The organism is Bacillus sp. BB081 (genome assembly GCF_008368895.1).
Taxonomy (GTDB): Bacteria; Bacillota; Bacilli; order Bacillales; family Bacillaceae_G; genus Bacillus_A; species Bacillus_A wiedmannii.
Window position 1 is genome coordinate 24,856 of sequence record NZ_QOZX01000036.1, and the last position, 22,623, is coordinate 47,478.

28 protein-coding genes and 1 pseudogene are annotated in these 22,623 nt (G+C 34.4%); 8 read left to right on the forward strand and 21 right to left on the reverse strand.

Going from position 1 to position 22,623, the window contains the following annotated elements:
• Positions 1-191: 191 nt before the first annotated feature.
• On the forward strand, positions 192-773 hold the full coding sequence (locus tag DN394_RS16595; RefSeq protein WP_149293981.1) for a TetR/AcrR family transcriptional regulator: 582 nt from the start codon (positions 192-194) through the stop codon (positions 771-773).
• Between the two features lie 440 nt (positions 774-1,213).
• Here the strand turns inward: DN394_RS16595 and DN394_RS16600 are convergent, their stop codons facing one another.
• From DN394_RS16600 to DN394_RS16610, 3 genes are all read right to left on the reverse strand, one after another.
• The gene (locus tag DN394_RS16600) at positions 1,214-1,846 is read right to left on the reverse strand and encodes a LysE family translocator (protein ID WP_149293982.1); all 633 of its coding nucleotides are present in this window, start codon (positions 1,844-1,846) and stop codon (positions 1,214-1,216) included.
• A gap of 138 nt (positions 1,847-1,984) precedes the next feature.
• Positions 1,985-2,239: a DUF3963 domain-containing protein gene (locus DN394_RS16605; RefSeq protein ID WP_149293994.1), complete on the reverse strand. Its 255-nt coding sequence runs from the start codon at positions 2,237-2,239 to the stop codon at positions 1,985-1,987.
• A 150-nt stretch (positions 2,240-2,389) separates the two neighbouring features.
• A complete protein-coding gene (locus DN394_RS16610; protein ID WP_149293983.1) occupies positions 2,390-2,869 on the reverse strand; it encodes a GyrI-like domain-containing protein in 480 nt (159 codons plus the stop codon).
• Positions 2,870-2,979: 110 nt separating this feature from the next.
• On the opposite strand from DN394_RS16610, the gene DN394_RS16615 reads away from it, so the two are divergent.
• Positions 2,980-3,942, forward strand: a complete 963-nt coding sequence (locus tag DN394_RS16615) for a helix-turn-helix transcriptional regulator (protein ID WP_149293984.1) — start codon at positions 2,980-2,982, stop codon at positions 3,940-3,942.
• Between the two features lie 147 nt (positions 3,943-4,089).
• On the opposite strand, the gene DN394_RS16620 is transcribed toward DN394_RS16615, so the two are convergent.
• From DN394_RS16620 to DN394_RS16660, 9 genes are all read right to left on the reverse strand, one after another.
• Positions 4,090-4,839 carry an ABC transporter permease gene (locus tag DN394_RS16620; protein ID WP_000837803.1) on the reverse strand — a complete coding sequence of 250 codons (750 nt, stop codon included), beginning with the start codon at positions 4,837-4,839 and terminating at the stop codon, positions 4,090-4,092.
• Complete coding sequence (locus tag DN394_RS16625) at positions 4,840-5,601, reverse strand: ABC transporter ATP-binding protein (RefSeq protein ID WP_046954684.1); 762 nt, start codon at positions 5,599-5,601, stop codon at positions 4,840-4,842. It lies immediately after the preceding gene.
• 155 nt (positions 5,602-5,756) lie between these two features.
• Positions 5,757-6,098: a DUF1048 domain-containing protein gene (locus DN394_RS16630; RefSeq protein WP_000891990.1), complete on the reverse strand. Its 342-nt coding sequence runs from the start codon at positions 6,096-6,098 to the stop codon at positions 5,757-5,759.
• Positions 6,099-6,173: 75 nt separating this feature from the next.
• The gene (locus tag DN394_RS16635) at positions 6,174-6,494 is read right to left on the reverse strand and encodes a PadR family transcriptional regulator (RefSeq protein WP_000429485.1); all 321 of its coding nucleotides are present in this window, start codon (positions 6,492-6,494) and stop codon (positions 6,174-6,176) included.
• 555 nt (positions 6,495-7,049) lie between these two features.
• Positions 7,050-8,357 carry a condensation domain-containing protein gene (locus DN394_RS16640; protein ID WP_149293985.1) on the reverse strand — a complete coding sequence of 436 codons (1,308 nt, stop codon included), beginning with the start codon at positions 8,355-8,357 and terminating at the stop codon, positions 7,050-7,052.
• A 691-nt stretch (positions 8,358-9,048) separates the two neighbouring features.
• A complete protein-coding gene (gene hcp, locus DN394_RS16645; RefSeq protein ID WP_149293986.1) occupies positions 9,049-10,335 on the reverse strand; it encodes a hydroxylamine reductase in 1,287 nt (428 codons plus the stop codon).
• A gap of 702 nt (positions 10,336-11,037) precedes the next feature.
• On the reverse strand, positions 11,038-11,811 hold the full coding sequence (gene bla2, locus DN394_RS16650; RefSeq protein WP_149293987.1) for a BcII family subclass B1 metallo-beta-lactamase: 774 nt from the start codon (positions 11,809-11,811) through the stop codon (positions 11,038-11,040).
• A 137-nt stretch (positions 11,812-11,948) separates the two neighbouring features.
• Positions 11,949-12,686, reverse strand: coding sequence for a glycoside hydrolase family 25 protein (locus DN394_RS16655; protein ID WP_149293988.1), 738 nt, complete (start codon positions 12,684-12,686; stop codon positions 11,949-11,951).
• Between the two features lie 34 nt (positions 12,687-12,720).
• Positions 12,721-13,002, reverse strand: a complete 282-nt coding sequence (locus tag DN394_RS16660; protein ID WP_046957864.1) for a MazG nucleotide pyrophosphohydrolase domain-containing protein — start codon at positions 13,000-13,002, stop codon at positions 12,721-12,723.
• A gap of 117 nt (positions 13,003-13,119) precedes the next feature.
• Between DN394_RS16660 and DN394_RS16665 the strand changes: the two genes are divergently transcribed.
• The gene (locus DN394_RS16665) at positions 13,120-13,410 is read left to right on the forward strand and encodes a DUF3784 domain-containing protein (protein ID WP_149293989.1); all 291 of its coding nucleotides are present in this window, start codon (positions 13,120-13,122) and stop codon (positions 13,408-13,410) included.
• A 29-nt stretch (positions 13,411-13,439) separates the two neighbouring features.
• Here DN394_RS16665 and DN394_RS16670 read toward each other — a convergent pair whose 3' ends face one another.
• Positions 13,440-13,721, reverse strand: coding sequence for a hypothetical protein (locus DN394_RS16670; protein WP_000397706.1), 282 nt, complete (start codon positions 13,719-13,721; stop codon positions 13,440-13,442).
• A gap of 132 nt (positions 13,722-13,853) precedes the next feature.
• Between DN394_RS16670 and DN394_RS16675 the strand changes: the two genes are divergently transcribed.
• Together DN394_RS16675 and DN394_RS16680 are read left to right on the forward strand one after the other, a co-directional pair.
• On the forward strand, positions 13,854-14,048 hold the full coding sequence (locus DN394_RS16675) for a hypothetical protein (protein ID WP_000819667.1): 195 nt from the start codon (positions 13,854-13,856) through the stop codon (positions 14,046-14,048).
• Positions 14,049-14,167: 119 nt separating this feature from the next.
• Positions 14,168-15,205 carry a serine hydrolase domain-containing protein gene (locus tag DN394_RS16680; RefSeq protein ID WP_098209168.1) on the forward strand — a complete coding sequence of 346 codons (1,038 nt, stop codon included), beginning with the start codon at positions 14,168-14,170 and terminating at the stop codon, positions 15,203-15,205.
• Positions 15,206-15,241: 36 nt separating this feature from the next.
• On the opposite strand, the gene DN394_RS16685 is transcribed toward DN394_RS16680, so the two are convergent.
• The 4 genes and pseudogenes from DN394_RS16685 to yeiL form a co-directional block, all read right to left on the reverse strand.
• Positions 15,242-15,490: a hypothetical protein gene (locus tag DN394_RS16685; RefSeq protein WP_098209167.1), complete on the reverse strand. Its 249-nt coding sequence runs from the start codon at positions 15,488-15,490 to the stop codon at positions 15,242-15,244.
• A 279-nt stretch (positions 15,491-15,769) separates the two neighbouring features.
• Positions 15,770-16,814: pseudogene (locus tag DN394_RS16690) on the reverse strand (flavin-containing monooxygenase).
• Between the two features lie 204 nt (positions 16,815-17,018).
• Positions 17,019-17,372 carry a glyoxalase superfamily protein gene (locus DN394_RS16695; RefSeq protein ID WP_098209166.1) on the reverse strand — a complete coding sequence of 118 codons (354 nt, stop codon included), beginning with the start codon at positions 17,370-17,372 and terminating at the stop codon, positions 17,019-17,021.
• Between the two features lie 13 nt (positions 17,373-17,385).
• A complete protein-coding gene (gene yeiL, locus DN394_RS16700) occupies positions 17,386-18,078 on the reverse strand; it encodes a transcriptional regulator YeiL (RefSeq protein ID WP_098209165.1) in 693 nt (230 codons plus the stop codon).
• Positions 18,079-18,210: 132 nt separating this feature from the next.
• Here yeiL and DN394_RS16705 point away from each other — a divergent pair, with 132 nt between their 5' ends.
• The 3 genes from DN394_RS16705 to DN394_RS16715 all read left to right on the forward strand — a co-directional run bounded on the left by DN394_RS16705 (position 18,211) and on the right by DN394_RS16715 (position 19,695).
• Positions 18,211-18,633: a DMT family transporter gene (locus tag DN394_RS16705; protein ID WP_098209164.1), complete on the forward strand. Its 423-nt coding sequence runs from the start codon at positions 18,211-18,213 to the stop codon at positions 18,631-18,633.
• Positions 18,634-18,646: 13 nt separating this feature from the next.
• Positions 18,647-19,111: a DMT family transporter gene (locus DN394_RS16710; RefSeq protein ID WP_098209163.1), complete on the forward strand. Its 465-nt coding sequence runs from the start codon at positions 18,647-18,649 to the stop codon at positions 19,109-19,111.
• Between the two features lie 89 nt (positions 19,112-19,200).
• Entirely contained in the window at positions 19,201-19,695 is a 495-nt protein-coding gene (locus DN394_RS16715; RefSeq protein ID WP_141542917.1) for a hypothetical protein, read from the forward strand.
• A gap of 40 nt (positions 19,696-19,735) precedes the next feature.
• Here DN394_RS16715 and aiiA read toward each other — a convergent pair whose 3' ends face one another.
• From aiiA to DN394_RS16735, 4 genes are all read right to left on the reverse strand, one after another.
• Positions 19,736-20,488 (reverse strand): quorum-quenching N-acyl homoserine lactonase AiiA, encoded by a 753-nt coding sequence (aiiA, locus tag DN394_RS16720; RefSeq protein WP_098209161.1) that lies wholly within the window; start codon positions 20,486-20,488, stop codon positions 19,736-19,738.
• A 336-nt stretch (positions 20,489-20,824) separates the two neighbouring features.
• A complete protein-coding gene (locus DN394_RS16725) occupies positions 20,825-21,691 on the reverse strand; it encodes a DUF4097 family beta strand repeat-containing protein (protein WP_149293990.1) in 867 nt (288 codons plus the stop codon).
• A complete protein-coding gene (locus DN394_RS16730; RefSeq protein WP_149293991.1) occupies positions 21,681-22,244 on the reverse strand; it encodes an HAAS signaling domain-containing protein in 564 nt (187 codons plus the stop codon). The genes DN394_RS16725 and DN394_RS16730 overlap by 11 nt, the downstream gene beginning before the upstream one ends.
• On the reverse strand, positions 22,231-22,560 hold the full coding sequence (locus tag DN394_RS16735; protein ID WP_073515771.1) for a PadR family transcriptional regulator: 330 nt from the start codon (positions 22,558-22,560) through the stop codon (positions 22,231-22,233). Before DN394_RS16735 ends, DN394_RS16730 begins: the two co-directional genes overlap by 14 nt.
• Between the last annotated feature and the right edge of the window lie 63 nt (positions 22,561-22,623).

Sequence of the window (22,623 nt, forward strand, 5' to 3'; positions counted from 1 at the left end):
TTCATGATGTCAACGATTTTTTTGCACTAAAGTTAATATTGCATTAAATGAATGGAGCTTGATTTGACAGGAAGAATGGCTAATTATATAATAATTACATACTGTTTGGTAATAAAAACAACAATTGTAATTACCTACACACCTATCCTAAAACAATTAATAAAATCAAAGTTTGAGGAGGAGAATTCTTAATGGCAAGAACTCGTGAATTTGATGAGGATCAAGTTTTAGATGCAGCAATGCAGTTATTTTGGGAGAAGGGATATGAGGCTACCTCATTAAGTGATCTTACTTCTAGAATGGGCATTCAACGCCCTAGTATTTATTCGACTTTTGGAGATAAGAAAGAATTGTTTGAAGCCGCACTTCGCAGGTATACAATGTCTCGGGCCTCTGATATACGAAATAGGCTTCAAAGTCACTCCTCTGTAAAAGAGGCATTTTCTATTTTCTTTGCCGATGTCGTCAATGAAGAATACGCAGGGGATCTTAGTAAAGGTTGTTTTTGTATCAATACAATGGTTGAATTAGCACCTCATGATGAGAGATTTGAAATTTTGACCAGAGAACATCAAATGTACCTCGCCGTCATTTTTCAGAAGACGATCGAACGAGGTATCCAATCAGGTGAGCTGGAAGTCAACACAGATGCAAAGTCTTTGGCACAGGCACTGATTGTAGCGTTAATCGGTCTAACGGTTATGATGAAATCTCGCCCCCAACGTTCATTTGTCGACAATGTAATAGCCGCGACGCTCACATTACTTAAGTGACATGATTGTATATGAAAGTACGAAAACTATACCTTTATAGGGGTAGCGTCAAATCTCCATCAAATCAAAATCTCATACCACCTCCAGAACGAAAATTTTATGCATGTTGTTCGTATTTATTGTTTGGGGATAAATCGTTCTTTAAGCTTGATGGCGATTCGGTGCTATCCCTAAAACATTTGGACTTTAATATCCAATTAAAAAAATGCAAACAAAACGACCTTTAATCAGTCGTTTTGTTTGCATTTCCTTTTTCTAAAACCACAGAAAAGATAAGTACTATAGTTAACAGCATAATAAACCTTACTTCACTTCCATCACTTACAAAAATGAATACAAAGTATAAATTAAAATTAATATTCCATAAATAACTTTGTGCAATGAACTCCCCCCTTTTCATCCTACCCCTAAAATAAAAAATTTTAATTTTTTAGATAACATTACTGTCGACGTTCAAAAGCAAGACGTATAGCAAGACCCGTTAAGACACTTGCCATAAGCCAACGTTGCACTCGTAACCACGTTGAGCGTGCGCCAAACCATGTAGCAATTTTACTTGCTGTAAACACAATGAGAAGGTTGACTATAAAACTAACAGTGATTTGCGTAAGGCCTAAAATTGCACCTTGTAGAAGCAACGATCCCTTTTCAGGATTTTCAAATTGAGGTAAAAGTGACACATACAAAATAGCAATCTTTGGATTTAGAAGATTAGTCATAAGTCCCATCAGAAATAATTTTCGTGGTGGCTCATTAGACATAGTACGAGGTTCCATAATAGATGTAGCACCAGGTTTTATCGAATTCCAGGCGAGCCAAAGCAAGTAAGCAGCACCTGCCCACTTGACTGCTTCGTAGACAGCGGGTACTGCAAGGAATAAAACTGTAAGTCCGAACATTGTTGCGATTATATAAATTACAAATCCGAGCATAATGCCCAAGAGAGAAATAAATCCTGCCATACGCCCTTGCGTAATGGAACGAGAAATGAGATAAATCATATTAGGCCCTGGTGAACAAACCATGCTAAGCGAAACAATTGCAAAGGCTAACAAAGTACTAAAGCTGACCATAACCCTTCCCCCTTTATGTTACATAAAATTTCCTATTGTACATTTTATCATGATTAAGGAGAGAAAAGATTAATATAAGGCGATGCAGCTAAGTAATATGATCGTAATCACATACTTCTCATTCTCTTAAGTAAGGATTTAAAAATAACCTATCCATATTGACACTACAGCAACTATTAACAAAGCAAAACAAATTGTGATATTTCGAATCCACTTTTGTATATCATCAAAATACCGTTCTATAAATATAGCGTTGATATAAACGATAAGAAATAAAACAACGAAAGTAAAGGAACCAAATTTATCGTTAAATTTTTCATTAGTATATGTGCTTACATGAAGGAATAGAAAAACAAACACTACTATGAATAGCTCGAATATCCTTTTTTTTATTCACCCTGCCACCACCTTACATTAATTCCCTTTTATTCCATTTTATCAGAATATAATGTGTAGCAGCATATGAATAATTTATTTATGTCAAAAAGGCCAACAATTTAATATTGTTAGCCTCTACTTTCCATATTCGTACCTTTTATCACTTTACTTCCTAACAACTGGAATCCACATTTCACCAAATACTAAACCGTCTCTCTGCCCCATCTCAACCGTTGTATTCGGTCCACCAACATAAGCAAAATCTGTTGCTTCTCGTAAAGCTTGACCGAAGGCGATGCCAGTCAGCTTATTACTTAGCTCTTCAGCCGTTTTGTCTTCTCCTTTCACTACTAAGTATTCTCCCTTCGGAAACTGGATCACTCTAGATGCTTCTTCTATTTGTGCTTCTGTCATGACACCGGCATAATACATCATTTTGTTATTCACCGCTTCACTCACAGAAAAAATGTATTCGTTTGTAGCTAGAGCTTTTAAAGTATCCAGCCTTCCATCTTCTTTAACAGCCGACCAAAAGTCTTCCTTTTCTTTATTGATCCCAGCAAAGTCTGTATAGTCACTCTTAATTTCAGTTCCAATACCTAACACAATAAAGCTATCTTTTTCTTCTATCGTATAATTTTTCATATTCAATACCTTCCTTTTTTTAAAATGAATCAAACGATTTATCTTTTCATCTGATGAGTTTATAATAACTTTAAATCATGTCAAAAAATGATACTGTTTAGGAGACTCCAATGAAAAAAGTTGAACGGATTAATACAATTATGCGGTATATCAACAATCGCTCCCACTTTACAATTACTGAAATCATACGAGAATTTAACATATCACGATCGACAGCTATTAGAGACATTAGAGAAATTGAAGCTATGGGAATGCCACTTGTCGCTGAAGTTGGGAGAACGGGTGGATATTTTGTTATGCATAATTCTATCCTGCCCGTTGTTCGCTTTACTGATAACGAAGTGAAAGCTCTTTTTATTGCTTTTATGGCTACAAGAAATCAACAACTTCCCTATCTAAAAAGTCGTCAGTCTTTAGCCGAAAAACTACTAGGGCTCATCTCAGAAACCCAGCAAGATGACCTTGTTCTTTTAAATCAACTCTTGCTTTTTGAAGGGACTAACCCTCATAATCCCGATCTACTTGAGCTTTCTGACCTCCCCCACCCTATGTTAGAAAAGCTCATCCAAATCCTTCTTTTGGATAGACATTTATTGATTACCGTCAAAGAAGAAGAGGAAATAAAGTCTTACCCAATTTATCTATTACACCTTTATCAAGAAAAAAGCCATTGGATCATTGAAGGGTTTGACTTAAAAGAAGAAAAGAAACTGCTGTTTCCTGTCGATGACCTCATCAATATCGAACCGTACACGACAAAAAAGAGGTTAAATAAGAAAAAGATTTTAGAAAAACTCAGTAAGAAGGACGAAGCAATTAACCTTGTACTTGAACTTGGTCCGAAAGCAATTGTCCAGTACAAAAAATATCACCCTTTCAAAGTTTCAATATCTTATACAAACCCTTACCAATCCACAGCCATTTTAAAAACATTTATCGATGTTAACAATTCCGATGAAGTGACAGAGATAACAAATTGGCTACTTTTCCTAGGGAAAAATATTATAATCAGAGAAATGCCTGAAGAAGTATTAAACGATTTACAAGAGCGGTTATGTTTATATTCTCCATAAGCAGTGATCAATTAAACCCAAAAATATTGAGTTTAATTCGTTACCAGTTGTCCATATTTTTTACCATGAGAGCACAATAAATAATAAAAGCACGGAAAACCTCCCGTGCTTTTTCAAATATATATAATTTCGGATGACTTAATTCACTTACCCTAACTGACGTTTAAATGCTTTGCTAGCGAAAAAGTAAGAGATGATCATGATACCTACGCACCAAGCGAGTGCAGTCCAAATATCGTTGCCAACAGTCCCTTCATATAATAGGGCGCGAATCGCATTCACGATTGAAGTTACAGGCTGATTCTCAGCGAACGCACGAACAATTTTTGGCATCGTTTCGGTAGGTACGAAGGCTGAGCTAATAAATGGAAGAAAAATTAGCGGGTACGAGTAAGCTGTCGCCCCTTCCATAGACTTCGCTTTCAGCCCTGGAATGATAGCTAGCCATGTTAGCGCTAACGTAAACATACCCAGTATTCCCGCTACCGCAAGCCAATCTAGCATATTTGCACTAGAACGAAAGCCCATTAAGAGCGCGACAAGAATAACCACCACGATAGTAAGTACATTAGCAACAAGAGAAGTTAAAACGTGAGCCCACAATATCGATGAGCGCTTAATAGGCATCGTAATGAAACGTGCCATCAGTCCACTCTTTACATCCGTAAATAATCGTACAGAAGTGTAAGCCACACCGGATGCGATAGCCATTAACAAAATTCCCGGCAATAAATAATTAACGTAGTTATCCGTTCCAGTCTTTATAGCCCCGCCAAATACGTAAACAAACAATAACATCATCATAATCGGTGTAATTGCTACTGTAATAATTGTATCCGGACTACGCATAATATTACGCATTAAGCGCCCTAGTAATACCCCTGTTTTGCTTTTCATTTACATCTCCTCCTTTTTACCGATAATCGCAAGGAAAATTTCTTCCAACGTCGGCTGCTTCTCGATATACTCTACTTTTGCTGGCGGGAACATCTCTTTCAGTTCAGTAAGAGTACCTGTCGTAATAATTTTTCCGCCATGCAAAATAGCGATACGGTCCGCCAGTTGTTCTGCTTCCTCCAAGTACTGAGTCGTAAGTAAGATCGTTGTGCCGCTGCCGGCAAGTTCCTTGACTGTATCCCACACTTCGATCCGCGCTTCCGGATCAAGTCCAGTCGTTGGTTCGTCTAGAAAAATAACTGCTGGCGCCCCAATCAAACTCATCGCGATATCAAGTCGGCGCTTCATCCCACCTGAATACTGGTCTGCCCTCTGGTTGGCCGCATCAGTCAGGCTAAATCTTGCAAGTAAATTATCAGCAACTTGTGCGGGATTGGAAACACCACGTAACTTAGCGATCATTATCAAGTTTTCCCTTCCAGTAAGCATGCCGTCTAAAGCTGCGAACTGTCCTGTCAAACTGATGCTTTGACGAACATGATCTGGTTGTCGCTGGACGTCAAAACCGCAAATACTCACTTCACCATCATCTTGTTTCATTAACGTCGAAAGGATATTGACCGTTGTCGTCTTTCCAGCTCCATTTGAGCCTAGCAGCGCGAAAATTTCACCACGCTGCACCTCAAAATCCACTCCCTTTAAAACTTCTTTATCTTTAAAAGATTTTTTTAACCCTTTTATAGAAATCGCTGCATTGCTCATACTTTTTCCCCCTTATTAAATTAGATTACCTACACCCTCTATTTAGTATCACTGATAATCTGTATTACTTAGTACTGGTTTAAAAATATAACTGAATAGCGATGGCGGCAATTCACATTTGTAACCAGCTAATCAGTCGGTATTACTAATTGCATTTATTTTTTTCTCAATTTCTTCATAATACTTTCATTCAAATCTTCACGATACTTGGAGACATACGTTTTAGCGTTTGCCACTAGTTCGTCAGCAAAGGATGCCACGTCCTCCCCAGTAATATCAAGCACTTGTCTGCCTTCCGCTGCACCTGCTTCAAACAAATCGATTAACTCATACTGTATGTGCAGCATATCCATTCCATTACCCGCTGAGAAATTCCACATGTAGTTTTGAATTTTCTTAAACACAAACTGATAGTCCTCTGGCAGTGCTCCAACACGTGCCATCATCATTTTGTACTCTTTTTTATCACCAATTAATTTTTTAAACATTTCTAACATCTTATTTTCCTCCTTTTTTATAAAGCAGAACTAGAAACTCTCCAAATATGAGCCGGAACATTTTATATTATGAGGCTAGTTTGACTTCAAGACGTTAATTTTTGAAGATACAAAATCCCATTTTTCCCAAAACAATTCAAGCTCCTGACGGCCATCCTCATTTAATGAATAAAACTTACGAGGCGGTCCCATATCTGATGGTTTCTTTTCAATATTCACAAGCTTTTTCTTTTCTAATCGTACGAGGATAGTATAAACCGTCCCTTCTACGACTTCGGTAAACCCAAGATCATTCAGGTGGCGGGTAATCTCATAGCCATACGTTTCACGGCGACTAATGATTTCCAGCACACACCCTTCCAGTGAACCTTTCAGCATTTCAGTTAAATTTTCCATGTCCTGATCCTCCTTTACCCCCTATTCTGTCTGACTTATATTCAGTATCACAGAGTACTAAGGCGAATTTTTACTGAATAGATTTTGAGTAAAACCACACTATTCAGTATTACTTACTACAACTACATTGTATGACTGAGTAGAAAGAATGTCAACTCGATTTTCAAAAAAATTAAAAATCCGCTTTACCCTAACGGGATACAACCGTATCTCTTATATAACCGTTTGGCAATTTCCTCTCATTTCGCAACTGTAGAGATATAAAATTTTGGTTTTGAGGATATATTAAAATCTTGGGTTGATGAGCATACATATTACTCCTATTATGAGTAATATGTATGAAACATTTCAAAAAAATAATAAAAAGAGCTGATTCAAAGTGTAGTTTAAATCAGCTCTTTTTTAGTGCTTTTATACCGATACATTTTGTTTCTCACTACGATTTTCTATAAATATAAAACATAAAAATAGGTGCGATCAAAGATTAGCCGTACATGAGACGAGCCTCTAAAATACCATCCACATTAGCAATTTTTACGCTGTATTCTCTTTTATTTATGATAGTTGATTCACAACACTATCTAAAAATTCTTCTACCTTTTCTTTTGATGTATCCGGCGCGTGATAACCAATCGTAAATGTAAGTCTTCCATTATAAGAGCTTGCTCCCATTGAAAAGAATGGTGCATACATAATAGGTGATGTCATATACCCGTCCTCAGCTTGATTTTCACCAAACTGAATCGGTTCATCAGCGATCACTCCCAAATTTGTCAGTAATGGCAACGCCATCCCCATCTGTACAGCCCGTTCGAATTGCTGATTATACATTTCCTTCACTGTAGATAGCTTCATTTCTGCCAGTAGCTCCATTCCTGCTGCTGAAGAAAGACCTGGGTTTTGAGACTTTATTTTATCCATTGATTGTTTAACTCGAACAAGAGTCTGATTAAATGTTTCATCGTCTTCCATTTTAATCACTGGCATTTCCATACCAGATAAGTTGCAAATAGCACCAGTTGTATAATTAGGCAGATATCTACGTAAATCAATTGTCAAACCAATCCTTTTTTCTGCGGTGCGAGGTTCTGCATACACAGTGAAATGTGATAAAGCCCGGAAGTATGCAGTCATGATTACATCATTCAAGGTAGCCTGTTGTACTTTTGTCCATTGGGTTAGACGTAAAGTTTGCTCATGGCTCAACCGCCTTACGGACATCTGGGGGAATTTATTTTTGTTAGGTTGAGATGGAAAAGACCATAACGATGCCTGTTGTTCTTTGTTAGGACGATACGCACTTTTTATGTCCGATACTCCAGCATATTTGAATACATGTGATTGATCTCGACACCTCTCATTTCCCTCACCAAATTCCTTTATAATTTGATTCTTAGATCGCCCCCATGAAAGGTGAGTATATATTGTTCCAAGTAATTTAATATATTCCTTGACTCCTGCACCATCTGAACATAGATGAGATAATTTCACAACTAACATATCTGTTGTAGTGCCCCGTAATAATTTCGTTTGAACCATAGGTCCCTGAATACGATCACCAGGTTCCTTAATAAAATCCATTGCCATTATTTCAAGTTCTTGATTATTTCCTTCTGCAAAAAGGCAAATGGATGAGTTAGTGCCAGATGAATGTTCCTCCCAGTAAGGAATATCATTTTCTACAAACCGGCTGTTCAAAACTGGCTGCAATTGTAACGTTATCCTTACTGATTCTTCAAGTATTTCCTTTGATATACCTACAGGAAAATAAAGAACTACATTAATTTGTTGGTCTGCAGAATAAAGACCTAATAAATAATTCATTCGATCTTGAGGTGTTACCAAATACTTTCTTTGTTCCATAATTCCATCCCCCTTTAGGACTTTTTTATATAAACCTGTTCTCCATATGCTTGTAACTTTTTTAGTCATTTTTCTTCAAGAGCTAACAATGCTTACTTTTTTAATTTTTTAACAAACGCATCCTTTCCGTATTAGTTCCAGTCTTTTTGCAGGTGATATACCCATTATTTTATTGTCATTAACATTCCCTACACACCCAATAAAACCAAACAAAAATAAAATAAGTTTATATATACACAAACATTTTATAACATTGTTTACTAATTATCAACAAGACAAATAAATCATTTTTATGTCTGTCAAGAAAAAACAATAATATAATACGTTCAGAGGTTACTTTATAATAAAAGGTTGATGGGTATGCTTCTGTACCCCAACTTTTTGTTACAGTAAAAAAAGCCCTACATGTTGAAAAGTGTAATCAAAATGAGTTGGGCTTTGTTCAATATTTTCAATTCAAATGAAAAAGAGGTGAAATTATATATATTCATGTGGAAATTTCATTTTGTGGATACTTACAAATCTTAAGTTGATGGGCATGTGGTGGGACCCTTTAAAAGCCTTGTAAAATCATAAATTTTATAGATATAGTAGCTTCCTTTTATTAATAAGATAAATCATTTGTATGTACGTTTACTCACGCACATACAAATGATTTATACAGCCATAATTAAATAAAAACATTTTTTCGTTACGATAACATCATATCCATATCTTCCGCTGCAGTTGTAATTAGTTTTAAACCGAATGTTTCTTGTAATACATCAAACACGCCAGGTGAAATAAATTCAGGCGCCTTTGGACCGATACGAATATCTTGAATTCCAAGACTAAATAGCCCAAGTAAAATAGCAACCGCTTTTTGTTCAAACCATGATAGAACAATACTAACTGGCAATTCGTTCACTTCACATTGGAAAGCATCCGCTAAAGCGGCCGCTATTTTCACTGTAGAAATTGAATTATTGCATTGTCCTAAATCAATGTAACGCGGAATCTCCGTACCAGGTACAACACCATAACTCACATCATTAAAACGGAATTTCCCGCAAGAAGTTGTTAAAATAACTGTTTCTGGCGGAAGCGACGTTGCTAATTCACGATAATATTCTCCGCCTTTTCCCGGAGCATCACAACCTGCGATGACAAAGAAACGCTTAATCTTTCCTTCTTCTACTGCCTTAATAATTTCCGGAGCTAATGATAATACTGTATTATGATGAAACCCTGTTACTAACTGTTCATCCGACTCCATATGTACTTCTGGAAGTTCTAGCGCTTTTTGAATCAATGGTGCAAAATCATCATTTTCAATTTTTTGTACACCCTCTAAACCGGCAATATCATATGAAAAGAATCGATCAGAGTATGATCCTTTAATTGGCATAACACAATTCGTTGTAGCTAATATAGCACCTGTAAATTTTTCGAAAAGGCGTCGTTGATCATACCATGCCTTACCGATGTTTCCTTTTAAATGCTTATATTTTTTCAGCTGCGGATAACCGTGTGCTGGTAACATTTCAGAATGTGTATAAATATTAATGTCTTTTCCTTCTGTTTGTTTTAATAATTCTTCTAACGCAAATAAATTATGACCAGTAACTACAATTGCCTTACCTTCTACGTGGTTTTGTGTAATTTGAACAGGCTCTGGAACACCAAAGTGATTCGTATGCGCCTCATCTAACAACTCCATTACTCGTAAAGCCGATTTCCCTACTTTCATAGCCATATCAATATGTTCTTGTTCATTAAAGTTAGAATTTGTTAATGTCATATACAGTGCTTCTTGCGTTGTAGCATCTACAAATGCATCAGTATACCCTAGCTGAGCAGCATGCGTACGATAAGCTGCAATTCCTTTTAGCCCAAACACAATCGTATCTTGTAAACTTGCAATTGTTTCATTTTTACCGCAAACACCTATCACTTTACATCCACCTGTTGGTGTTTGTTCACATTGATAACAAAACATTATCATCCCACCCTCTCTCAATCATTCCTTACAAATCAAGCATAATACCCATTGAAAAAAAGTGATGTGATATCAATCACAATAATATGTATAAATTTGTGACAATTTATATTGTTTACATAATATTTTTATTGGTACCAAAAAAAAAAAAAAAAAACCATTACATAATCCTGTTGTTCAAGTTTTCAAATATCTAGACTATTGCTGAATCTCTTAAGAAAACAGAAATAGACATACAAAAACGCTATTCTTTCTTTTTATCATTCAACAGAAAGAATAGCGTTTTTTCATTTTGAAGAACTATCAATTTTTTGATTAAGGATTTTATGAAAAATCACTTTTTTACAATATATTTACACTATCTTTACAATGTTTACATTTTTTATATGATATATTTATATAGAATCTACTTAAGAAATTTCATGTACATTGTTATCTTTATAATCTCTGATCTGATTGATAAGAGATTATGTTATATTTTCATACCAGGGGTGAATTAGGATGACTGAAACTTTAAAAACACTTATAATGCTCGATATTACTTACGTTGTTATAGCAATTATGACGGTACTGGTATTTGTATACTTGGAATTAAAATCTCAGTAACGTATGCAGGCATAATTGATAGCTTCGCATTTAAATATAGCTAGAAGAAAGCGAGGAGAAAATTGTTTCTCCTCGCTTTTATATTCCCATAATTTCTTATTTCAACAAATCCAATGTATGTAAAAGTAACCCTCTGTCCCCTACTTCTCCATGACCAGGCACTACTGCATTTATGTTCCCATATCGCTTCAGCACATTTTCAATCGATGTAGACCATTCATTTACATAGGCATCAGCGACATTCCCTAAATTTTTAGCTTCCGCAGATTTCACTAAACAACCTCCAGCTAAAATGTTATATTGCGGTAACCATACAACGATATTATCTTCTGTATGTCCTTTCCCTGGATAAAACGTTTCTACTTTCATATTTTCAAACTTTAATTTCGTAATTGTTTGTAAATCTCCAAGTGGCTCTTCATATCCATTTTTCTTTGCTAATTCCGCAGTTAATGCCGTACTATGCGCTTTAATGCCTCTTTCTTTCAACGTTTTTATTCCGCCAATTCGATCTGAGTGCGCATGTGTAATAATGACATCCGTTACGCGCTTCTTAAATTTCTTTTCTACCATCTCTATTAATTCCTTCGTTAGTTTATCATCCCAAGAAGAATCAACAAGTACTAACCCTTTAGAAGTAGTAAGAACTAGGCCGTTCGAAGGAACTGCTTCTCCGTTAAAATAACCTAACTCCGTATGAACCCATACATTTTTGTTTAACTGAGAAATTGAAATAGTTCCTGTCTCATTCTTTATTACTTTTTGCTCTAGCTTTTGTTCCGCTTTCACAGAAGAAACTGTACTAACAAATTGAGTTGTTCCTAGCAAACTAACACATACCCCTAATTTTAATAATGTATCCTTTTTCATTTTCTCCACCCTTTCTTTCAAACGAAATAGCTATTACCTATATTAGACAATTCATCTCAAATGTTTGTTCCATCTTTTTTTTACATATTTTTCATACCATTAATAAAAAGCGCACAAAATTTTGTGCGCTTTAAAACTTAACCTTTTATTCCATAATTCTCAAACTCTTCCTCATTCCCATAAAATACATTCAAATCAATATACTTTTCTTTTCCATTATAACCATTTAATCTCCCGCGATTCGTGTATTGCCAAAACGTCCATTTTCTCTCATCTGATAAACTCGGTTTTGTAAAGACACTACGAATCCATATATCACATTGGGGATACGCATCCTTTATATACAGATCATATGCCTCTTGAGTTGCATACAATATTACTTTCTTGCTGTAATGTTTTTCTAACATTTCAACCATGACCGACAACTCTTTCGCAACATCTTCACGCTTAGGCGGATTATCTTTTTTATTAGCGTAAAACTCAACATCAATTACGGGTGGCAATGCTTGTTTATATTTTGGAACAGTTCGTATATATTGCTCTGCTTGAGTTTCGCCCTTACTTTCAAAACTAAAAAAATGATACGCTCCGATGCGCATACCTGTCTTATTCGCATTCGTCCAATTTTTCGAAAAGTGCTTATCCACAAACGCGCTTCCTTCAGTAGCCTTTATAAACGCAAACTTCATATTTTGCTTTTCCAACTCTCTCCAATCTATATCTCCTTGATATGACGCAACATCTACACCTTTTATTTCATACTTATCCGCACTTATTTGATTCGGAATAAATATGCCTTGAAATACTAAGTAGGCGAAAACACTCATTACACTAATTAAGGTAAAGACTCCTCCTATAATAAGCTTCTTTTTCATTCGTATCCCCCATCTTTACACATTAATATTCCACTTACCATTCACGTTTTTTATTAATCATCATTTTTTCTTCAAATGCCTTATCTAAATCAATTTCTAACTTATTTGCTAAATCACATACATTCCAAATTACATCGAACATTTCTAAACCAATCTCTCTTTTCGAATCTTGTATTTTATCACGCTTTAATATCACTTCCGCTAATTCACCCAATTCCGCCATCGTATACATCGTACGCTCTTCAATGGTTGTATCTTGAAATCCTTTTTCTTTACTGAAATTTGATACATATCTCTGGAATTCTACAATATTCATACTTAATCTCCCTTCATGATAAATACTCCATTTTTCTATTACACTTAAAATCTATTTTGTTAAATTATAACATTCATACTATAATTTATTTATATCCCTTTAACGGAGGTGTTTTCAATGACTATCTTCGCTTCCCCATCATTATTCATACTAGCAATCATTTCATTTGTACTAGCCTATTTCATCGGAGTTAAACAATACACTTGGCTCTTATCAGGATTCAATGAACGCCGTGTGCCAAATAAAGTAAAGTTATCAAAAATAGTTGGTCTTTATAATTTAACTGCCGGTGTTATTGCCACAATTGGTAGTGTCTTCATTACTCCTAATGTCAAAATCTTATTTCCTATCATTATAATTGGCCACGTTATAATCGCTGCTTATGTAAATACACGTATGGTACAGTGAAAAAAGACCATCCAATCGGATGATCTTTTTTATAATTTATCGACATATTGCTTCGCTTCTAGTAAGGAAAAACCAAAAGCTTCTCTTACTCTCTTAACTGCTGTAACTGTTTTACCTTCTTCCATAAGCTGACGCAACTCTTTATTAATTTCAGGTTCTCTATCTACAATTCCCATTTCTTTCGAAATTAGCTGTAATCTATCTTCCATCCTCTTTAAACGGGCATCCGTTTTCTTTTCGATTCTATTTAATTTTTCAGCAATATAAATAAATCCAAAGACCGCTATCGGTATGATCATCCAAAATTCCATGACTATTCCTCCTCATTAGCTTTCATTTGTTTTATTTAACTAACTTATGTAAATTTTACCACATGAAACATTTAATGTATAATAGTAATATACAACACTGTTGATAAAACCTTTTATTTTAGGGGGCACTTCATGAAAAGATTTTTAAATACGCTACTACAATTTGTAGTTCTTTCAATGGCACTACATTTATTATTTGATATCGTTGGCTGGCTTGTTTTCAATGCGCCAATTCAAAACAAAGAAATCATTATCTCCTTACTAACAACCTCATGGCTTATGTACATGTACCGAGATAAATTTTTTAAAGCATTCACTTCGAATTAACTAAAAGAACTTCATCGATAAAAGATGAAGTTTTTTCTTTTTCTCTTTTTCTCTCATTCTCTCTATTAACTACTGTATAATAGAACTAATATTCTGTCTTTTATAAGAAAGGAGTCACTATGAACTTAAAAAGTAACACTATATACGAGAAAATGAACCAATATTCCGTTGCAGGTTTAAGCCTTGCCGTTATACGTGATGGTAAACTAGATGAAGCAACTGCCTGCGGAACACTTGAATCTGGAACTAATAGAACTGTTACTACAGATTCCATATTCAATTCTTGTTCTATTAGCAAATTCATCACCGCAATTCTTGTACTAACATTATCAGATCAAGAAATCGTACATTTAGATGAAGACGTAAATGATAGACTCACATCTTGGAACATCCCTACCAATCTATTTACTTCACAAAAAAAGGTCACATTGCGAAACTTGTTATGTCACCAATCTGGAATCATTGATCCTCCTAATAGCTTTGAACATTATCTACTTGCACAAGGGCAACCAAACATGTCTGAACTCCTTGCCGGTAAAACATCATATTGTCCAGTACCGATAGAAATAGCTTATAAACCAGAAAGCGAATTTCACTACTCTGATGCAAACTTTTGTATTATTGAACTACTACTTGAAGATATAACTGGAAAACCATTCAATCTTTTACTTGAAGAATATATCTTTCAGCCACTACAACTGAAAAATAGCATGCTATTCTCTACTAAAGATATAAATAAAATGGAGGCCTTTGCTTGTGGGCATAATAAAGATGGCACCGTTACAAATGAGAAGTATCCATTTTATCCATTCGCAGCTTCTTCAGGTATTTGGACAACACCAACAGACCTATCCACTTTAGTAATTGAAATCATTCATTCCTTACAAGGAAAGGGCAAACTAAAACTTTCTCAAAAATTAGTACAAGATATGATTTCTCCTCAAGGTTGCTCAAAATGGACTGGGTTAGGTGTGTTTCTAGATGATTCTAACGACGACTTACAAATGTATTCACTTGGATGGGGCGTGGGATTTCAATGTATAATGGTATGCTATCCATACCGAGGTAATGGTGCTGTTATAATGACGAACACTGATTTAGGTGTTCATCAAATGGAAGGGATTATTGGTGATGCTTTAAAAACGTTATCCTTATAACGAAAAGAAAGAAGCTGTTCCTTCCAGCTTCTTTCTCTATATAACATTTTTCGCAACAATTTTTATATGTTCTGGTGCGATAATCTCCGTTATACTTTCTTGGAAATCTTCCCGCAACATTTCTTCAATATGTTCTAGCTGCACTTCAACATGAGTGCATTCTAGAGTATGTATGTTCAATAGTGCATAATGATCTTTTTTCTTAATTACTAAATATTGATTTTCCTCTGTTACGAGCATCGAACCTAATCGGACTCCTAGTAAGCGTTGATCATCAAACTTCATAATGCCTTCTCCTTCCCTCACATAAATGTAATTATCATTTAAATAATTATATTTATGGAAATTCATCTCATGTAGACTATATCATAATCCACTAAAATATAAATATTATTTTTTCTTTTAATGAAAATTCCTATTTTTTCATATATTTCGATACAAAAAACTTTCTCAACATAAAATTAGAATTTTCAGTTTTTATTTTAATGAAAATCTATTATAATAAAGTTAATAAATGTTTGACCTCTCCTAATTCATGTACATATGGATGATCAGTAGTTGCTGCTACTGATCTATTTTTTTGATTTCAGAAAGTAAATACACTGCATCCTTTCCTACACCACAAATAAGTGCAGAACCTCTTTGAGATTGCCACGGCAAACCGATATAATATAATCCACTTACTGAACTAATTCCCTTCATATGATTAGGAAATCCATTCTTATTTACTGCCTTTTCTATTTCAATCCAGTTATACTCTGAAACAAAACCAGTTGACCATATAATACTATCTGCACTATATGTTTCACCATTCTGAAACATTATTTTATTTTCTGATGCACTTACTACTTTTTCCTGCAGTTGTATTGCACCATTACGAATGAGTTCCTTACCTTCAAATCCAAAAATGGGGTCCTTTCTCTTTTGAAACCACTTCCCCCTCCTTGTATTTATTTCAGCGTACAATAAACCTACCTTTTCTAACCTATTAAAAATACTTTTTCCAAATAAATGTAACGGTAAAAATGTTAACGGATGACTGGTAGCCATTGTAACTTCATGAGTTTTTGCAAGTTCTACTGCGATTTGCATTCCTGAGTTCCCACCACCTACTACTAGTACTTTTCCCTTAGGAATTTGTGATGGTGATTTATATTGTGATGAATGTATTTGATAAACATGCGATGAAAGATGTTGTGAAAATGAGGGGATATACGGTTGCTGAAAACCACCTGATGCGATAATAACCTTTTTCGATTGCAAAACTTCTCTAGGAGTGTGTAATTCGAAGATTTCTTCCTCTTTCCTTATTTTTAAAACTTTCGTTTGCAATTGTACCGGTAGTTGAAAATACTGTGCATATTCTTCTAAATACATTGCAATTTCATCTTTATGTGGAAATCCATTTCCTTCTCCTTTTAATATCATACCTGGTAAACTACTATATTCCCTCGGTGTAAAGAGCTGTAAAGAATCATATCTGTTTCTCCATGAATCACCAACTCGGTTTCCTGCCTCAAGTAATAAAAAATTATCCCCCTTTTTGCTTCAAGTAATATCCCATTGTTAATCCAGCTTGACCCGCTCCGACGATAATTGCATCTAACATCCTTTTCCTCCTTCTCATTTCACATGAATATATGCTCATTTGTTCATATGTTTTATCATACGATTTATTTATCAATAATTCAATTTGTTTAACAAAAGGAAAAAGAGTAGTTCGCTACTTTATGAACTACTCTTCATTACATTTATTTAATACGCAATTACACTGCACTATCTCTAAAAATTTATATATTAATCCCTTCCGGCTCTACCATCTCTCCTCATAAAATACGATTCTATTTGAAAACGGATCAATTACAGTTAATTCGATTGTATCCCAAGGTGTTTTTTCTATATTTGGCTTCGAATAAGCATATTCTTTACTTAATAATATAGAATGATAATCCTTTACATTATCTATTTTGACCCGAATCGCACCGCCTGGCGAAGCATCCCCATGATGTTCTGACAAATGGATTACAGCATTATGTAACGAAATTTGTATATATAATGGCATATGTTCCTCATACCGATGTTCCCAATCCTGTTTAAACCCTAAAAAATCTAAATAAAATTGCTTTGCTTTTTCAACATCAAAAATTCTAAATATAGGTGTAATCATTTATTATCCCCTCCTATTTATAAACATCTGCCGCCAATTCCCGCAAAACATCCACGTTTACTACTTCAAAACAACCATTGTTTTTCTTGATTATCTCTTTATCACAAAAAATATTCAACGTTCGTAATAAGTGCCGATAACTCGTTCCTAACAATTCCGCTGTCTCCGTTAAATTCCCACTAAATACAATTCTATTTCCGTGCTGTACTGCCCGTTCTCCTGCTGCTAACATGTAGCTCGCAAGTCGATTTTCAAGTGGGTACAGTAAATTAATGGTACTATTTTTAGAAAGTCGATTTAATTTATGTGCTAACGAACCGCAAATACATCGTAAAAATTTCGCATCATGAAATAGCTGGTTTCTCACTTTTCCTAATGGTAAGCCAACACAATATGAATCTGCCATTACTTGTACGTTTGAAGCAGTCTTTTGAGAATGAATTAACTCCACATCTCCTAACAGCTGCAAGCTGTCATAAAAGCATAATAATACGGATTTCCCGTTACTTAATGTATTAAACGCTTTCGCTTTTCCTTCTACAAAAAAATATAAATAATCTATCTCCTCATTTTCTCTACAAATAAACTCATTCTTTTTAAAAAATATAAGTTCCATATATGGTTTCATATCATTACTAAAAAATGAATCAATATTATTTTGTTTCATATACGCTGCTAATTTATTTGTGTTACATACTTTCTTCATACTTCCCCCACCTTTACAACTCAACCCATTGTATACAAAATTTTCTTCTTCTACTATGACATATGTCATAGTAATACACAATTTCAGCATGATACAGTCATTACAAATACGAAATATAAAGGGGATATTACAGTGTTTAACTTTCTTTCTGTCTTTATTGGTGTGCTCATCGCCGTTATGCTTCCATTGAATGGGATTTTATCTGAGTTAATTGGCAAGTATACAGCGAGCGTTGTCATTCACCTTGTCGGTTTAATTGCAGTTATTTTCGTTTTAATTATAAACAAAAATAAAATCCATTTTGATAAAAGCATTCCACTTTTTTTATATAGCGCTGGAGCAATTGGAGTATTCACTGTTCTTTTTAATAATATTAGTTTCTCCGTCCTTGGTGCCTCTATTACGATTGCATTAAGTTTACTCGGTCAATCTATCGCTTCCATCGTTATTGACCATTTCGGTTTATTAGGAATGAAAGTTGCAAAGTTTGAAAAGAAAAAACTAATTGGATTATGTTTCATCTCTTCTGGAATTATAATCATGACAATTTATTAATGGGGGCAAGAAAATGTTATATATTACTATCGCTATTTTAGCTGGTGTTTCTATCGTTGTTGCTAGAATTATTAACGCAAATTTGGCAGCGAAAATTGGTAATTGGGAAGGTACGTTTTTTAATTATATTACTGGATTATTTTTCTCTATGTTATTTTTAATTTTCAGTTCAGATTCAATGTACATTCCTAGTCATACGTTGCAATCTATTCCTATCGCTGTGTACTTAGGCGGATTAGTAGGCGTTATCGTCATCTCATTATCGAACTATATTACTCCTAAAATATCAGCATTTTATTTAACGTTACTCATCTTTATCGGACAATTATTTGCGGGGACTATCATTGATTTCATCTTGTCACACGAACTCTCAACGGGAAAAGTTGTCGGTGGCATTTTCGTACTAATTGGGCTCACTTACAATTTACTCGTAGATCGCCCGATAAAAACTGTGAAACATAACCACGTTCAGTTATAATACTTTACGCTTACCTATCATATATTAATAGAAGAGCTCTTCACACGAAGTAATAGAGAGGAGAATATTCTATTAAAAAAATCATTTTACTGCTCGGTAGCGCATTGATTATTTTTGGTATCATCTGGTTTTTTAACTCTGGAAAATCTATTCAAGACTTCTATACAGCAAATAAACCAAAGAAGAAAGCTACTATCATTTCAACTCAAAGAGACCAAAATGAGCCCCCTATCTTTTTAGGAAAACAGGAAATAAAAGATATACATGTCGAGTCAATAAAAACAAAAAAGGATATCTTTCTCACAAAAACAGATGAATTAAAAACGTTTATTAACAGTTTGAATACTGCAAAAAAAGGCAAATTAACATTAGATGAAGAAGGTTCAGATTTAATAGATTGTGATATGTGGATTACATTCGAGGATGGAACTTATAAAAAATATTTCATATGGGTAGTTGACCATCACAGTAACGAAGTGATGATTGCTCAGCAAGATACTCCTGATGATGTAAACCTTACGTACTATCAATTAAATGAAGATAGCTCTAAAAAAGTTTATAACTTATTTAAAAAAATCATTTAAACGAAAAAGTCATGAGCAAGTGAGCTCATGACTTTTTGCACTATATATATTCAGGGAACACTTTACATCCCTTTTCCTGCTCTATATCATGCCCAAAGAAAACAATCGGCTTCTCTTTTATCACAATTTCTTTTAAACGTTTAATTGAAGATAAAGCTAATTCTGGATCAAATCCAGCAAACGGCACTTCATCTTCAAAATTCTCTTTCGTATAAGATGCATCAATCGTTAATAATACAGGACCGGATTTTTCTGTCTCAATTAATAGTGATTGATGCCCTGGAGTATGGCCTGGTGTATGCAATAATTGAACTCCTGGTACGACTTCATAATCGCCTTCAATGATTTTGTAGTTTAAATTCGGCAATATACATTCTTTCATATATTCTTCGCTATGCTGCGCCGCCTCATATTCAGCACGCTGCACAATAATCGGTGTATTTGTAAAAGCACCATTTCCCCCTGCATGATCAAAATGCAAGTGAGAACTAATAATATAAAGAAGGTCTTCCGGCTCATAACCAACGCGTTTTAAAATATTCACGATTCTATCTTCTTCAGTCATTTTCGGTAAAATCTGCCCTTCAACAAATGTACCATCAAATAAATTTTCATTATTAACCGCACTTTCTGGCATACCTGTATCTACTAAAATAAGCCCCTCTTCCGTCTCCAAAAGATAACACCATACAGGTAAGTTCAATAAGTTCCCCGGCGTGAGCCTACTATTAACTGAAGAATGATCTAACATACAACGACCTGCTGGGACGAAATAAAGCTTCTTTACTGTCATTATGTATCCACCTTTACATTTAGTTTTGAATAAAACAATACAGTAAAGAATTCCTCTCGCTATAAATAAACTCCTTCTCACTTTTTATTGTTTCAGCTATTATTTTTGAGTCATTCACAAATTCTCCTTACACTATTAATTACTATTCATTATTTTTCTAAGAATCCAGTGTAATAAATCAACTGTTTGTATTTTGTAATACGAAAAGGATACACACTTAAACGAATGTTACATATAAAAGAACCGACTACCTATATGTTGAAAAAAGTAGTCGGTTTTTTTATATTTATTATTGCTCTTTATGTGCGACGAGCTGCGATTATAAAAGGTAATATGCTATTGGTTTTTCACTGTAATATTTCCGTTATTTGTGTTTAATTTAATTATATTTTCTCCCTTTCCAATAACCGTATTCCCGTTATATTTATTCAGGATATTCGCGCTGCCGTTGTCGACAGAAACATTAAATTGAACATTAGTTGGTTCTTTTTCGGTTTCAATATTAATTTTTCCATTGTGAGTCGTAAAATTGAGATTTCGATCCAGTTCATTCGTTTTCAGAGTAAGACTTCCATTTTTAGTTTGCCCCTCTATTTCACCTTCAACATGGTCTAGCATTATTCGTCCGTTGTTCGATTTCACATGAATATTTTGTGCCAATATATCTTGGAAATCTATAATTCCATTGTTTGCTTCTGCGATAATTTTTGGCGAATTGATTTCTCTTAATTCAACACGTCCATTGCTTGTATTAATATTAAAATGTGTTGCGTTTATTTTTTCAGCAGAAACGTAGCCATTATTATTGGAAACTTTTAATGAATCATATTGTTTTTCGGGTAGATACACATTTAATGTTAATGGCGCCAATACGTCAGAAATATTAAAGTTGGACCAGCTCTGTTGTTTTTCTTTATAAGAAATGAGAAGCGTTAAATCTTTCTCATCCGTAGCTAATGTTCTTTTTACGTTTGGATTAACCTCGCCATCTAATTTTACTTTCACGCTACTATCTGTTGTAGGATTGATGTTAACACGAACGTTATTCGTATCGATAATGACGCTTGACACATTATTATTGTTAATGACCTTTTCTTCTGAAATTGGTACTGCAGCAATTGAACGATATGTGAATAAACTTCCGATAATACCAATAATAAAAATAATACCTGCAATGATTGAAAGACTCTTTTTATTTATCATGCTTCAAACCACCTTTTACTAATGCTATATTGAACTTTAAATAACGAACAAATCCATTCGTTGCTAGCTTCGTTAAAAATAACATAGCAATAACAATGAAATATCCAAGTCCACAAAGTGCTAAAGAAACGAAAAGATTAAATAACAAGAATGTATTTGGATGTATAATAGTATCAACTAAAACAAATAATGGTGTGCCTAAAAATGAGATACCTAGAACCCATCCTGAAAAAATCAATGCCGCTAATGTAATTGCAGGTCCAAGCACGATTAACAAATTGAAAAAACCTAATCCAATTACTGCCCAAATTGCCCGGAAAACATTTCCTGTTGTCGCACTTGTTGTTACTTTCTCAATATGATAATCTGCTAATAATTCTTTGGCGATTTGAGATGGAGAACCTAATGAGGCTGCAATTTCTTCTTCGCTTTTCCCTTCCTCTAATCCGAAAGTAAAATGTTCTTCATAATCTTTTAAAATATCTTCACGCTCTTTATCAGATAACCTTTTTAGAGATACATTTAATTGTTGTAAAAATTTATCTTTCGTCATTACGTACACCTTCTTTAATTAATTGATTGACACCTTGTGAAAACTCATTCCATTCCTCCAAAAGTTGATACAAATACGTTCTACCTTTATCCGTCAGTGTATAGTACTTTCTTGAAGGCCCTTCTGAAGACTCCTGTAAATACGTTGTAAAATATTCTTCCTTAGTTAGCCTTCGAAGAAGAGGATAAACAGATCCTTCTGATATTTCAATTTGATTGGATATACTTCGAACTAATTCATATCCATAACGGTCTTGCTTATCAAGTAAGACAAGAACACAAAGTTCTAAAACTCCTTTTTTAAATTGTACATTCAATATTCATTCACCCTATTCTAATTGAAATCCACTACTGTTTATTGTTCAGTACTGTTTTATAAT

What these genes read in the sequence shown, in the direction of transcription:
- DN394_RS16630 (WP_000891990.1), bottom strand. Translation starts at nt 6,098, where the DNA reads ATGTTAGAAATGTTTAAAAAATTAATTGGTGATAAAAAAGAGTACAAA.
- DN394_RS16725 (WP_149293990.1), bottom strand. Translation starts at nt 21,691, where the DNA reads ATGATAAATAAAAAGAGTCTTTCAATCATTGCAGGTATTATTTTTATT.
- bla2 (WP_149293987.1), bottom strand. Translation starts at nt 11,811, where the DNA reads ATGAAAAAGGATACATTATTAAAATTAGGGGTATGTGTTAGTTTGCTA.
- DN394_RS16615 (WP_149293984.1), top strand. Translation starts at nt 2,980, where the DNA reads ATGAAAAAAGTTGAACGGATTAATACAATTATGCGGTATATCAACAAT.
- DN394_RS16680 (WP_098209168.1), top strand. Translation starts at nt 14,168, where the DNA reads ATGAACTTAAAAAGTAACACTATATACGAGAAAATGAACCAATATTCC.
- aiiA (WP_098209161.1), bottom strand. Translation starts at nt 20,488, where the DNA reads ATGACAGTAAAGAAGCTTTATTTCGTCCCAGCAGGTCGTTGTATGTTA.
- DN394_RS16640 (WP_149293985.1), bottom strand. Translation starts at nt 8,357, where the DNA reads ATGGAACAAAGAAAGTATTTGGTAACACCTCAAGATCGAATGAATTAT.
- DN394_RS16635 (WP_000429485.1), bottom strand. Translation starts at nt 6,494, where the DNA reads ATGGAAAATTTAACTGAAATGCTGAAAGGTTCACTGGAAGGGTGTGTG.
- DN394_RS16610 (WP_149293983.1), bottom strand. Translation starts at nt 2,869, where the DNA reads ATGAAAAATTATACGATAGAAGAAAAAGATAGCTTTATTGTGTTAGGT.
- yeiL (WP_098209165.1), bottom strand. Translation starts at nt 18,078, where the DNA reads ATGAAGAAAGTATGTAACACAAATAAATTAGCAGCGTATATGAAACAA.
- DN394_RS16655 (WP_149293988.1), bottom strand. Translation starts at nt 12,686, where the DNA reads ATGAAAAAGAAGCTTATTATAGGAGGAGTCTTTACCTTAATTAGTGTA.
- DN394_RS16685 (WP_098209167.1), bottom strand. Translation starts at nt 15,490, where the DNA reads ATGAAGTTTGATGATCAACGCTTACTAGGAGTCCGATTAGGTTCGATG.
- hcp (WP_149293986.1), bottom strand. Translation starts at nt 10,335, where the DNA reads ATGTTTTGTTATCAATGTGAACAAACACCAACAGGTGGATGTAAAGTG.
- DN394_RS16670 (WP_000397706.1), bottom strand. Translation starts at nt 13,721, where the DNA reads ATGGAATTTTGGATGATCATACCGATAGCGGTCTTTGGATTTATTTAT.
- DN394_RS16660 (WP_046957864.1), bottom strand. Translation starts at nt 13,002, where the DNA reads ATGAATATTGTAGAATTCCAGAGATATGTATCAAATTTCAGTAAAGAA.
- DN394_RS16625 (WP_046954684.1), bottom strand. Translation starts at nt 5,601, where the DNA reads ATGAGCAATGCAGCGATTTCTATAAAAGGGTTAAAAAAATCTTTTAAA.
- DN394_RS16620 (WP_000837803.1), bottom strand. Translation starts at nt 4,839, where the DNA reads ATGAAAAGCAAAACAGGGGTATTACTAGGGCGCTTAATGCGTAATATT.
- DN394_RS16665 (WP_149293989.1), top strand. Translation starts at nt 13,120, where the DNA reads ATGACTATCTTCGCTTCCCCATCATTATTCATACTAGCAATCATTTCA.
- DN394_RS16595 (WP_149293981.1), top strand. Translation starts at nt 192, where the DNA reads ATGGCAAGAACTCGTGAATTTGATGAGGATCAAGTTTTAGATGCAGCA.
- DN394_RS16695 (WP_098209166.1), bottom strand. Translation starts at nt 17,372, where the DNA reads ATGATTACACCTATATTTAGAATTTTTGATGTTGAAAAAGCAAAGCAA.
- DN394_RS16600 (WP_149293982.1), bottom strand. Translation starts at nt 1,846, where the DNA reads ATGGTCAGCTTTAGTACTTTGTTAGCCTTTGCAATTGTTTCGCTTAGC.
- DN394_RS16730 (WP_149293991.1), bottom strand. Translation starts at nt 22,244, where the DNA reads ATGACGAAAGATAAATTTTTACAACAATTAAATGTATCTCTAAAAAGG.
- DN394_RS16675 (WP_000819667.1), top strand. Translation starts at nt 13,854, where the DNA reads ATGAAAAGATTTTTAAATACGCTACTACAATTTGTAGTTCTTTCAATG.
- DN394_RS16710 (WP_098209163.1), top strand. Translation starts at nt 18,647, where the DNA reads ATGTTATATATTACTATCGCTATTTTAGCTGGTGTTTCTATCGTTGTT.